The following is an 11,845-nucleotide window of genomic DNA, read 5'->3' as shown; positions in this document are numbered from 1 at the left end:
CCAACCCACGGGACGCAATCTCCGTGAGGGGGTGCGTAAGCGCAGTTCAGGGCGCTGCAGGGCACCTAATCAGGGCAATTTCGCACCTCGCTGCCGTACTTTTCTGGGGTACGAATCTGGGTCCGGCCGACGTAGGTTGGAGCGGTGGCGAAGCGGTGGGTCAGCACGAATGCAGGTGCGCACCTCGCCGGTCGCCGAAAGGTCAACACGGCGCCTGAGGTCCTGCTCCGCCAGGCGGTCCATGCGGCGGGCGGAAGGTTCAGGCTGCACCGACAGATCGAGAAGGGCTGCACCCCGGACTTCGTCCTGCCGTCCCGCCACGTCGCTGTCTTCGTGGACGGATGCTTCTGGCACGGGTGTCCCGAGCACGGCCGCACGACGCCCTGGGTCGGGCCCAACGCGGAGCTCTGGGCCGACAAGATGCGCCGCAACGCGGAGCGGGACCGGCGGTCCACGCAGCTGGCACAAGATCATGGATGGCTCGTGGTGAGGGTGTGGGAGTGCCAAGTCCGTCGCGACCCTGAGAACGTGGCCCACCACGTGATGTATCCACAGGAAGCTAGCCGACGAAGTGGTTTCCACAGCCTGTCGGACCCTCTTGATGGAGTACCTCCTGCGAAGTAATGCTCGCTCCTAGCGCATCGGGTCGACCCTGTGGGATGTGCACGACTAGAGGACCTTGCTCCCATGAACGACGCACTGCCGCTTCACTTCAACCAGTCCGCGCCGAAGTTTGACAAAGCTGTCGCTTCAGCTAAGCTTGCCGGTATGGCGAAGGACTCTGCAGCGTTCAGGTACGCAGATCTCTTCGCCGGCATCGGGGGCTTCCACGCCATGCTTGACCACGCGGGCGGGCGGTGTGTCTACGTCTCGGAGATCGACCGCGAGGCGCGCCAGACGTACCTGCGCAACTGGGTGGAACCGCTGCCGGAGTCGCGGCGCCCCGTCATCAATACCGACATCACCATGGCAACCCCGGATGACGGCCCGGTCGACGTTCCGGCTTTCGACGTCCTCGCCGCAGGGTTTCCTTGCCAGCCGTTCTCGAAGTCAGGGCGCCAGCGCGGCATGGACGAGGCACGGGGAACGCTCTTCTGGAACATCGCACGCATCCTCGAAGACCGGACGCCGGCTGTTGTCCTCCTCGAGAACGTGCGGAACATCGCGGGTCCCCGTCACACACACGAGTGGGACGTCATCATCCAGACGTTGCGTGAGATCGGTTACCGCGTCTCGTCGACACCATCGGTGTTCTCCCCGCACTTCCTCCCACCTTCTCTCGGTGGGACGCCACAGGTCCGCGACCGAGTCTTCATCCTGGGCACCTACGTGGGCCGGGAGCGAGCGCTGAGCGAGACGGACGTTTCCCCGACGGTGGTCCGCGCTCCCGTTGAGGGCTGGAACGTCCACGACTGGAATGCCGAATGGATCCTTGACGACGACTCATCCATCGAAGACCTGTCCAGGTACCAGCTGACGGCCGACGAGACAACGTGGGTTGAGGTGTGGGACGACCTCGTCCAGCGGATGTGGTCTGCGAGGGGCGTCCGCCTCCCCGGCTTCCCACTGTGGGCTGATTCGTGGATTCCTGAGCGTGGCCTCGATCCGTTCATGCTGGAGGCATTGCCTCGATGGAAGTCCCAGATCCTGATCAAGAACGCCCGCTTCTACGACGAGCACCGGGACGTGATCCGGGACTGGAAGCGCGCGAATCCCACCTTCGCTACGTTCCCCGAGTCGAGACGCAAGCTCGAATGGCAGGCGCAGGACACCGGCTCCCTGTGGGGAACGGTCATGCACTTCCGACCCTCCGGAATCCGAGCCAAGGCGCCTACCTACCTCCCCGCTCTTGTGGCTATCACGCAGACCTCGGTCATCGGCAGCCGGCGTCGCCGTCTAACCCCACACGAGGCCGCGCGCCTGCAGGGTTTCAGTCGGACGCTCTCCTTTACCGGTCAGCGGGACTCTGCGTCGTACAAGCAGGTGGGTAACGGCGTCGCGGTGGGAGCGGCGTGGCATGTGTTCCGTACGCACGTTGAGCGCGATGCGTCAGATCTGCCCCGTCGACTTGTGCGCGCTGTCCTGAATGCGCCGCTCAACCCAACGGGCGACGCGTTGGCCAACGAAGCGATGGCTCATGAGGCCAAGAGCGCTGCAGTCACGCAGACTGTGGCCAGCTGAGCGAAGTCTCCTGCCGGCAGCCTTCTTGCCTTTCACACGTTCGACGGATTCATCGCACCGACTCAGAACGTCCAACCGCCCTCCCCGCCACCCGACTGTGGCTAGCATCGAGTCGTTCGTGGGGGCCGGGGAGATGGGGGATGTCTTGTACGCGGTGCTCGATACGGAGACGACGGGCCTGTCGCCCCAACTGCAGCACCGGGTCATCGAGTTGGCGGTTGTGCTGGTCGACGAGCAGGGGAATGTCGAGTCTGAGTGGTCGACCCTGCTGAACCCCAACCGGGATCTGGGCCCGCAGCACATCCACGGAATCCGCGCCGGGGAGGTGCTCAACGCGCCTTCCTTCGGCGACGTGGCCGGGTTCCTGGCGGAGATGCTGCGCGGTCGGGTCCTGGTTGCGCACAACCTGCGGTTCGACCGTCTGTTCCTGGACGCTGAATACGACCGCCTTGGGGTGCCCTTCCCCCTGGCGCCCGGCATGGGGATCTGCACGATGACGGTCGCAGGCGAGTTGCTGGTTGGGTCTGGTCGATCCCTTAGGGACTGCTGCCAGGAGGCGCAGGTCCCATTAATGGGTTGGCACGCCGCGTTGAATGACGCCCGAGCCACGGCCGGACTGCTGCGGCACTTCATCTCGGTCACGGACCCCGACTGGCCGTGGAAGAGCGAGGTTTCCGCTCTGCGTGGGGTGCCGTGGCCCTACCTGGACTCCCCGAGCTTCACCGCCTGCATTCGGCGTTCACAGGATGAACCTACGCACGGCATTGACCTGGGCCTGCTCGACCGCATCGTCGACTTCATGCCGCGCGCTGATGCCGCGGATCTGACCGACCCATACTTGGCAGTGCTCGACGAAGCCCTTTCAGACCGGTACCTGTCCGCCGACGAGAGCGGTTCTCTTCGGGCGTTGGCCGCCGCCATGGGCATCGGCCCGGACACCGTCTTCTCGATGCATCGGGAGTATCTGAACGCGCTGGCCCGGGTGGCACTGGCCGACAACCACCTGTCGCAGGAGGAGGAAGCAGACCTCTACCGGGTCGCTGAGATCTTGGACCTGCCTGCCGGCGCCGTGCCCTCATCGCTGGAGGCCGCCCGAGCCAGCGCGCAGCCGCTGACCGCTGGGCAGCTCGACCTGCCTGAAGGATCGATGATCGTGTTCACCGGTGCGATGGCCGAGCCCCGAGAACTGTGGATGCAACGCGCCGACGACCACGGGTGGGTTGCGCACCCAGCTGTAACTAAGAAGGTCGCATTGGTCGTGTCCGCGGACACCGATTCACTCTCGGGCAAGGCGAAGAAGGCCCGCGGGTTCGGGATCCCGATCATGAGCATCGACGACTTCCGCGACGCCCTCGGCTACCCACCCGCGAGCGACGGCCAGGGGCTGATGCACGAGAACTGGGGCGACTCTGAACGCAAGTGGGCCAAAGCCCTCAAGGAAGCAGGCGGAAATGCCTAGCGCAAGCGACATCACCGGCATGGTTGGGGGGACCGAGCTCGCGCATGCCAGACTCAGCCTGCTTCACGGCCAACGAGGGCGGGCCTTCGCCACCCTCAGCAGTCACAAAGAGACCATCGCGATCTGGCTCATCGACTTCAGCGGAGAGCTCTGCGGAGCATGGATCCTCGACGCCACCACCAAGCAACAGGCGCAGACCGCCCTAAGCATCCTGGACCGCCGCGCAATCATCGAAAATCCCCAGGGTGGAGCTAGAGCCACCTTGGAACGACTCGCCAGAACGGGTGAGATTCCCGTTCACGAGCTGCCCGGACGGTTCGCGTTGCTCGCGGACCTTCACCAGGCGATCCAGGCTGCCCGCGCAACCTACGAGCGGGCCGCCGCCGCCCACGGCGACACCACCGACACAAGAATGACACCAGCTTGGCCAACCCCGCTGCCAGACACCCTTGCAGACGACTCGCCGCGCGCCGCGCGGCTGTGGAGCGGCGAGGGCCCCGCCCCCGAGGCGTTTGTCGCGGCTGCTACAGCCAGGTATCTGATCCGAATGTGGAGCGAGACGGAGTCCCTGCGGGTGCGTCGCTCCTACCTAAGGGAGCAGTTCGGCGATGCCCAACTGCTGCCTCCCGCGTGGTGCGATGCGGCCTTAACGGCCTACGACGAGCCATTCACGCAGCTCCCCGCAATCCCTGGATCCAGACCCGCTGCCGCCTTTAAGGCCGACGTCCATGCGGATCGACTCCCAGCGCCGAACAGTGGATGGTCCAATGACACCATGGGACCCGAGATCGTCGACCAAATCGGGTCTGATGGCGCCCTCATCCCAGACGCCGACACAACGCTGGCACCGACTCGGAAGCGCGAGCTGCTGCTTGAGGCCTTGCCGGAAGCTCGGATTGAGAAGTACGCCGGTCACTGGGTTGTGCGCTTTCACGACCAGGTCATCCTGACTAAGCAGGTTACGCACCTCGGTCGGCCGTGGGAGGCGTTCAAGAAGCGGATCCAGATCCCCGGCTACTGGCTGGACATCGAGCGACAAGGGCTCACCGACGGCCTCACGGTGCGGTTCGTCGGTGTCTACCACTACGGCGAAACAACGATCTTCGTCGACTTCGACCCAACCACCTATGTCAAGCGCAAGGCGAACAACTCGGCCGCGCACGTCTCTACGAACGACCTTTTCCAAGCGCAGACGCTGGGGCAGTTCTCCCGCCAGGACAAGAACGGAAATCAGCTGACCAGCCTGCGGGCTGACCAGTTTGCGATCTATCTGCTGGCCGGCTACGAGGAGAAGAACCCTCACATTCAGGTCTTCGACCGCTTCAGTAAGGCGTTCCTGGACGGCGCGAGAATTGACGGCCTGGCTGCGGGTCAGGAGATGTACGCCGCCGGCTGGCCGGACAAGTTCCAACCGGAGTGGGCCGGGTTCTACGTCGAGTTCCGGCTGAGCAACTACATCAGGCAGCACAAGCTCGGCGACTTCGTGGTGGTCCAGAAGGAGAAGCGCAAAGGCGAGTTCGACTACGACTTGCGGTTCCTCAATGACGGAGTGCTTGAGCACTACGGCGATCTTAAGGCGTCGAACATCGCTGTCCCCGAGTCCCCGGGCAATGACCAGGCCGACTTCCTCCGATGCCTCTCGGAGACGGGCCGCTTTTGGTACGTGATCTTCGAGCATGAGACATGGCATGGGCGCAACAACGGCAACGTGCCCACTATCGCGTGGAACGAATGGCGCCGGTCGGTTGGGCACATTCCGGCTTCCAAAGTCTATGATTCGCTCTCCTACTCCAAGAAGTACAAGGAGGCGGTGCGGTTTGTCCGGGTTAAGATTCTGGAGGTAAACCAGGCGAACGTCAGCATCGTTCTTGGCGAATTTCAAAAGGGCTTCGGGCAGTACCGCGGCAAGGGCAACCCCCGCAAGGCCAAGGTCTCGATCAAGAAGAAGGACATCGACAACTTCTTGATCTACACCAAGGCGATTGAGGTGCTCACCACGCCGTAGGGCCCATCGCATCGGGCACGTGGGGAGGCGGACTACGTCGAGGCACCGCGGTGACCAGCCGATCACCATCACCTGGCACCTTCAGACGCCCATGCCGGCGGCCGATTTCGTCGCGGCCAGCGTGGTGCTCTAGTCCGGGCAGTGCTCAAGCCGATGATCAGCGGCCGAATCCTGGAGCGGACCTGCCCGCCTCCGGAGAGTGGAGAGATCGCAGGCCCTGGTCACGTTGAGCGGTCGAGAATCCGCTATCGCGTGGCGCCGGGGCAGACGTGTAGTGCCCGGCGGCGACAACACGGTCACTGATGGCAACCGTCATGCGATCGAGGTACGGGCCAATCTCTGGGTGGGCCCGCAGCGAGTCAGGTGCCGGGGACAGCCACGCGCGGGGGCTGATCTCCACAGGTACCGGGCCGCACCTTGCGACGCCGCGGGCCAGAGCAGCAGCAGGATCTTCGGAGGCGAGAAGCTCCGCCTGGGTGTACCACCAGGTTGCCTCCTCGACAACCTCTCTTGGAGACTCGCCATCGACCCATCGGAGCGCGATCTGGCCGCGAAGCCCTGCGTAGCCCGGCTGGTTTGGTCAGACCGGGCATCCAACGCTCGAGCGCCGCGTCGAGAGCGCGGATGTTCGAGTCACCGAGGAGGTGTTCGGCAAGGCTTCGGAAGGTAAGCAGATCCAGCCGTCGTGTGGGTTATCCACAGGGACCGCGGGGATCTGTTGAAGTCCAAGTGGGACGTGGCCTACTGGAGGTCGGTCCCTGACGAAGGGAATGGACATGTCAACGACGGCACGAAACAGCGGAGGGTCGCAGTACCGGCGGAAGGCGCCGATCGACCCGATCCAGCGGCGGTGGTACACGGTGCCGGAGGTCGCCGAGATGCTCGGCTACGGCCCGACCAAGGTGCGGATGATGTGCATCACGGGCGACCTGCGCTCGCTCAAGGACGGCGGGTCTCGCCGAATCCTGCCGGCGTGGGTCGACGAGTACGTCGCGATGCGCGCGGCCGAGGCGGAGGCGGACTGGCCGTGAGCCGGCGGGCGAACGGCGAGGGGTCGATCTACCTGTACCGAAACGGCTTCGCGGCGCACGTGTGGATCGTGACGCCGAAGGGGCGCCGGCAACGCAAGACCGTCTACGGGAAGACCCGGCCGGAGGTCCACGACAAGTGGCTCCGACTCCACGAGCAGGCGCGGCGGGGACCGATGGTGCCGGTCTCCCCGCGCCTGCGGGACTTCCTTGAGCGGTGGCTGGAGGAGACGGTGCGTCCGACCCTGTCGCCGGCAACGACCTCGAACTACGAGATGTTCTCGCGGCTGTACATCGTCCCGGATCTCGGCGACCGCAAGCTCGACAAGCTGGTGGTCCGCGACGTCCAGGTGTGGGTGAACACGCTGCGGGTCCGCTGCCAGTGCTGCTTCCAGGGCAAGGATGCCGCACGCCCCGAGCCGCAGTGCTGCGCCCTCGGCGCGTGCTGCCATGAGGTCGCCTCGGACTGGACGGTCCACCAGGCGTGGCGGATGCTGCGCGGTGCGCTGACCCAGGCAATGCGCGAGGAGCTCATCTTCCGCAACGTTGCCGCGCTCGTGCGCGTACCCATGCCGCGGTCGAAGAAGATACCGGTGTGGACCGTCGACGAGGCGCGGCGGTTCCTCGAGTCTGCGCGCGCGGACGGTGACCCGATGTACGCCGGGTACGTCCTGCTGCTCACGCTGGGGCTCCGACGGGGGGAGATGCTCGGGCTGGCCTGGGAGGACGTTGACCTCGAGCAGGGCGAGGCGCTCATCGCGTGGCAGGTCCAGCGGGTCGACGGGTCGCTGTTGCGCCGCCACACCAAGACGCCGTCATCGGATGCCCCGCTGCCACTGCCGGAGATCGCGGTGCGGGCACTCGAGCGGCATCGGGTCGAGGAGGCCAGGCGGCGGCTCGCGGCCGGCGATATGTGGGGCGACTGCGGCTTGGTCTTCACGACCCGGCTCGGCGATCCGGTCGATCCGCGCAACTTCCATCGCGACTTCAAGCTGAGGGCCGCGAAGGCCGGTGTGCCGGTGGTCCCCATTCGCTCAACTCGGCGAACTTGCGCGAGTCTCCTGGTCGCCCTCGACGTTCACCCGAGGGTCGCGATGGCCGTCCTACGCCACAGCCGAATCGCCCTCACGATGGAGATCTACTCGCAGGTCTCGTCGACGTCCACCCGTGATGCACTCAAGCGTCTCGGAACCGAGCTCTCCGGGCCCTGACGGCAAGGTGTCCACTCAACAACGTCTTCGGCAGCATTGCCGCCAAGCGGCCGTAACCCGCTGCGCTGCGCATCTATTCGCGCCGCGGGTCGAGTCGTGTCAGGGGAAAATGGCGGCGCCTGCGTCCTGTCGTTGGATTGGGGGCGCCGAGTCGCCGAGAGCTTAACAGAAGCGCTCGTCTTCCCTGGCAGTGTGCGGCACAAGAGAGGAAGACGCACTGTGATCCGCGCGCTCAGGGCCTATGGGCGTTCCTCTCCATGCGTCGCCGGTGCTGACGGTCACGGCGCCACTCAACGACAGCCAGCGAGGGGTCGGCAAGTCAAACCTCCCGTATGACGACGATCTCGACACAGAACGCTTCGTCCCTTGGCCACGACTCAAGTCGCGAATTGATCTCCTCGACGTCTCCGCTGCTGTCCGGGCTGAACTCGAGGAGGTAGTCCGGGTCCGGCCGAATGTGCTCATCGAAAACCCACAGCCCGCGGACCTCGGAGACCCGAGACCCGTCCGCCACTCGGTCCGCAATGACGAGTTGCGCCTGCTGCACGGGGTAACGATCGCTTGTGGCTGCCATGACAACCATCATTGCCGATCTGCGCAGTGAACCTCGGCCATCCGCTGACCTGGCGGCGAATTGGGACCAATGAACTAGATCTCACCTAGTTTGCGGCGAGATGCTGCGATCCATGCCGCCTCCGCCGCGGATGACCCGGGCGCCGGGCTTAGAGAATGCAGCCCTACGCTCGGCGCATGACGCGTGTGCTGAGATGGACCCTTTGGGTGGCGGCGGGAATCTCAATGGTGCTGCTGCTGGTTGGGCTTACTTGCTTCTCCGTGGCGGATTGGAAGAGCTACCCGTTCGCGGCACTCGGGACTACCTTCGCCGCGAGCGTTGCCGGGTTGGTAGCGCTCATGGTGAACGAAACCTTCGATCAACGCCGCCGTCGGGAAGAGGCAGAGGTCGTGCGGGCGCAACGAGAGTCGGTCAGGCTGCAGCGCGAGGCTTCCTACAGTCGGCTCTTGGAGCACATGGTGCGAGCCTTCGACCAAAGTCAGAAGGTAGGAGAGGAGGCGGCCGTACGAGCCTCCGTCGCAGTATGGGGCTCTCGTACGTTGGTGCAGCGAATTGCCCAATGGCATGCCACGACCCACAGGATCATGACGCTGAGCGACGGAAGGATTCCGCTGGAGGATCGACTCCCCCTGCAGCTCCTCGTTGGGGAGATCGCCCACCTTGCCCGCACGGACCTCGGGTTGGACTCCCCGGACGAGCCCTCCGCGGGAGAACTTGCAGGCAGCATCTTCAGCGATTACGCGTCCGCGGGGCCTGAGGCAACACCCGAGGCGAGCGACCGATAGGAAGCCATGCCGTGCGTCCGTCCGGAGGTCGCCGGGCGGCGAAGTAAAGCGCGGCGGCATCCACCTCGCGTCACTTGTCACCCCCACGCGCCACTTGGTGGCGCCACCTGCGACCTTGGAGATCAGTGTGGATCAGTTCTCCAGTTCTGTGATCTGTTCGGCCGTGAAGCTGGTGGGGCCAGGACCGGAATGCTCCAGCATCCGAAGCTGCTCTGCCTACATGGCCGTCCACGCCAGGTCGGCGCAGGGGATTCGCGCGGTTGTCCTGCGTGCCGGGTCACAAGCGTGATCCGTCCATGCGCCCCATCGTCATTCAGCACACGGCCAGCGAGCCAGGGTAGCCCGACGGCGAGCACGACGACGACGAGCATGTACGCAATCATCACGATGACGAACAACTCGGTAGTGATGAAGATCTTGATGAAGGTGATGAGGAAGATTAGGAGTACCCACCTGCAGCCGCACCCGGTGATTCTTAGGCGAGATATGCGTAGGCCTCGTCGTCATCCGGACCAGCGCAAGCCCTCTGCTGGGCTTCGCACCAATACACTCCGGTGAGGTGCCTGCACGCGGAAACCCCGGCGCCGAAAGCACCCGGCACCGCGTGTTGGCCTCCGGCGTGGACAAGGAAACGCGCTCGGCAGCTGGCGGGCAAAGGTCGGCTTCACCGGCGTGCGCGCGGCAATCGCGGGACGCGCAGGTGCCTCTGCTTGGCGACTGCCGTCGCGACTTGGCGTGCGGCCTTCGCGAACGGCGCCGGCGCCTGGTCTGCAGCCTCGCTGACTGCGCCGGCCATGCCGGTACGCAGGTGCTCGACCCGGTCCAAGGCGTAGTCGGGGGCCAGCTCGAGCGCGGTCGCGACCTCGACCCAGTCCTCTACGGTGACATCGCGAACCTGCCACGCCTTGCCGACCTTCATCGAGCTGTGCACGACCTCGCCAGGCTTGAGGTACGGCGCGTAGCTAGCCGCGTCGTACAGCGGCGCCAGAGCAACCCGCGGCCCGCGCAGCAGCAGGCTGTAGTTCTTGGCGTGCGCATCGGTGCCACCGACCAGGGTGTTGAAGGCGAAGGCGTCGAAGAAGCGTTCCCGTACCGGCGAGCGATCGGCGAGCCCCAGCGACCCAAGCAGCGCCGCCACGTTCTTGACGCTCGGTCCCTTGTCGGCCTGGTACTTCTTGGACGGTGGGTAGGTCATTGCTTGCAGCAGGTCCTCTTGGTGCAGGCGTAGCCACGTCCCATTACGGTCGCGACGCCGGTCGTATCGGGTCGAGACGAGGGTCTTGGCCCCGCCGAAGTCGACCAGCTCTACGTGGGCGACGCGCAGCCCGAGCACCGCAGCGGCGCGCAGACAGACGAACTCGTTTACGTGCAAGTCCCCAAAGCGGGTGCCGGAGGCTGTGGGTTTCAGTATGTGCGTTGTCGGGGTCGAGTCGTTAGGCACGCCCCAGGTGCCGTCGTCGAGCAGGTGCAGGGCGACCTTGTTCTGCGCGCCGGCTAGGCTCCACCGGCCCGAGCCCTCCCCGACCTCCCAACCGGCGTCGCGCACGGTGAGCTCGCGCAGCATGCTGCAGAGCTCCTCCTCGGACAGGCGGCGCACGTCCCCGGTGCGCAGGGCCGCGTCCGGCGGGTCAACGTCAACGGGCATTACTTGGACGGCACCGGCAGCGTCACGCCCGACGTGGCGCAGCAGGGCGAAGGGGTTGCGTGCTGACACTTGGAAGCGGCGGCCCCACTCCTCACGTACAGCTGCGTTGTCGGGCAGGAGGCCCTCCAGCCAGGCTGTGACGACCCGACTGCTGTGCCTTGCGCTGGACAGCGGCATGGACAGCGACAAGGGGGTCGGTGAGCGACGGGACGTGTAGGCAGCATCGTAGGAGAAGGACAGCGATCCACCGGTCGTCTGCTCCAGTCGGCCGGCCAGGACTCCGTCGAGGAAGACGTTCATCTCGTTCATGTCTGGTCTCCGAACATGTCGGCGAAGGGGTCGGTGTCGTCGTCGAAGGCGGGCTTCGGCGACGGACCGAGCTTGACGGCCAAGCCGAGGGCGGTGAGAACGTCGAGCACCTTGCGCAGCTCGGCACCCGGGTTAGCGCCGGTCTCGAGGCGGGAGAGCCAAGGGCGGGACACACCGGCGCGCTCGGCTAGGGCTTCCTGGCTGAGCCCGGATGCCCGGCGGGCGTCGCGCAGCGCAGCGCCCAGTTCCCGCACGGTGGTGAGCATGACTCTGCCTTTCGGTGTTCTGTTCCGGAACGACGACAACTCCGAATGTCACGGTACCACTACAACCGTGTTTGTAACGGACCCGAGACAACCGGATTTGTCACGAACTCGTGACAACCCGGCGGGCACGCAGGGGCTTTGACAGCGACACGACAAGACGTAACTAACTGCCGCCCAACGCCTTTACGCACATGGACCAAAGGCCGGCAAGTAGAGGCGTGCTCGGCGGAGCGGTGCCCGTGGAGGCAGCCCCCGGCTTGATGGCGGGTTCGCGAGAACGCCGCAGGTGGGAGTCTTGCGTCAGCCTGGCCAACACGAGTCCACCCACTGCAGTACTTCTATGGGGTACAGACGTATGAGTCCCATGGCGTGGTGGGGTTTC

Annotated in this window: 10 protein-coding genes; 7 read left to right on the top strand and 3 right to left on the bottom strand. The window is 65.3% G+C overall.

Going from position 1 to position 11,845, the window contains the following annotated elements; all coding sequences use genetic code 11:
- The first annotated feature begins 144 nt into the window (after window positions 1-144).
- The 6 genes from N801_RS21970 to N801_RS17665 all read left to right on the top strand — a co-directional run bounded on the left by N801_RS21970 (window position 145) and on the right by N801_RS17665 (window position 7,884).
- Window positions 145-624 carry a very short patch repair endonuclease gene (locus tag N801_RS21970; RefSeq protein WP_084109215.1) on the top strand — a complete coding sequence of 160 codons (480 nt, stop codon included), beginning with the start codon at window positions 145-147 and terminating at the stop codon, window positions 622-624.
- Window positions 625-687: 63 nt separating this feature from the next.
- Window positions 688-2,181, top strand: a complete 1,494-nt coding sequence (locus tag N801_RS17685; RefSeq protein ID WP_084109213.1) for a DNA cytosine methyltransferase — start codon at window positions 688-690, stop codon at window positions 2,179-2,181.
- A gap of 118 nt (window positions 2,182-2,299) precedes the next feature.
- Entirely contained in the window at window positions 2,300-3,640 is a 1,341-nt protein-coding gene (locus tag N801_RS17680; RefSeq protein WP_169744294.1) for an exonuclease domain-containing protein, read from the top strand.
- Window positions 3,633-5,645 carry a DUF6218 family protein gene (locus tag N801_RS21650; RefSeq protein WP_245618500.1) on the top strand — a complete coding sequence of 671 codons (2,013 nt, stop codon included), beginning with the start codon at window positions 3,633-3,635 and terminating at the stop codon, window positions 5,643-5,645. Before N801_RS17680 ends, N801_RS21650 begins: the two co-directional genes overlap by 8 nt.
- Before the next feature lie 776 nt (window positions 5,646-6,421).
- Window positions 6,422-6,676, top strand: a complete 255-nt coding sequence (locus tag N801_RS17670; protein ID WP_084109217.1) for a helix-turn-helix domain-containing protein — start codon at window positions 6,422-6,424, stop codon at window positions 6,674-6,676.
- Complete coding sequence (locus N801_RS17665) at window positions 6,673-7,884, top strand: tyrosine-type recombinase/integrase (protein WP_035940586.1); 1,212 nt, start codon at window positions 6,673-6,675, stop codon at window positions 7,882-7,884. Before N801_RS17670 ends, N801_RS17665 begins: the two co-directional genes overlap by 4 nt.
- Before the next feature lie 319 nt (window positions 7,885-8,203).
- Here the strand turns inward: N801_RS17665 and N801_RS17660 are convergent, their stop codons facing one another.
- Entirely contained in the window at window positions 8,204-8,458 is a 255-nt protein-coding gene (locus N801_RS17660; protein WP_156996888.1) for a hypothetical protein, read from the bottom strand.
- 176 nt (window positions 8,459-8,634) lie between these two features.
- On the opposite strand from N801_RS17660, the gene N801_RS17655 reads away from it, so the two are divergent.
- Window positions 8,635-9,243: a hypothetical protein gene (locus tag N801_RS17655; RefSeq protein WP_156996886.1), complete on the top strand. Its 609-nt coding sequence runs from the start codon at window positions 8,635-8,637 to the stop codon at window positions 9,241-9,243.
- 664 nt (window positions 9,244-9,907) lie between these two features.
- Here the strand turns inward: N801_RS17655 and N801_RS17650 are convergent.
- Both N801_RS17650 and N801_RS17645 read right to left on the bottom strand, forming a co-directional pair.
- Window positions 9,908-11,197, bottom strand: coding sequence for a type II toxin-antitoxin system HipA family toxin (locus N801_RS17650; RefSeq protein WP_035940572.1), 1,290 nt, complete (start codon window positions 11,195-11,197; stop codon window positions 9,908-9,910).
- A complete protein-coding gene (locus N801_RS17645; protein WP_035940570.1) occupies window positions 11,194-11,463 on the bottom strand; it encodes a helix-turn-helix domain-containing protein in 270 nt (89 codons plus the stop codon). The genes N801_RS17650 and N801_RS17645 overlap by 4 nt, the downstream gene beginning before the upstream one ends.
- Window positions 11,464-11,845 lie beyond the last annotated feature (382 nt).

It is taken from the genome of Knoellia aerolata DSM 18566 (assembly GCF_000768695.1).
In the GTDB taxonomy this organism is placed as follows: domain Bacteria; phylum Actinomycetota; class Actinomycetes; order Actinomycetales; family Dermatophilaceae; genus Knoellia; species Knoellia aerolata.
This window is presented reverse-complemented; position numbering and strand designations above follow the sequence as displayed.

Excerpts from the sequence above, each read along its gene's own strand:
- N801_RS17685 (WP_084109213.1), top strand. The coding sequence starts at position 688 with ATGAACGACGCACTGCCGCTTCACTTCAACCAGTCCGCGCCGAAGTTT.
- N801_RS21650 (WP_245618500.1), top strand. The coding sequence starts at position 3,633 with ATGCCTAGCGCAAGCGACATCACCGGCATGGTTGGGGGGACCGAGCTC.
- N801_RS17670 (WP_084109217.1), top strand. The coding sequence starts at position 6,422 with ATGTCAACGACGGCACGAAACAGCGGAGGGTCGCAGTACCGGCGGAAG.
- N801_RS17660 (WP_156996888.1), bottom strand. The coding sequence starts at position 8,458 with ATGGCAGCCACAAGCGATCGTTACCCCGTGCAGCAGGCGCAACTCGTC.
- N801_RS17655 (WP_156996886.1), top strand. The coding sequence starts at position 8,635 with ATGACGCGTGTGCTGAGATGGACCCTTTGGGTGGCGGCGGGAATCTCA.
- N801_RS17650 (WP_035940572.1), bottom strand. The coding sequence starts at position 11,197 with ATGAACGAGATGAACGTCTTCCTCGACGGAGTCCTGGCCGGCCGACTG.
- N801_RS17645 (WP_035940570.1), bottom strand. The coding sequence starts at position 11,463 with ATGCTCACCACCGTGCGGGAACTGGGCGCTGCGCTGCGCGACGCCCGC.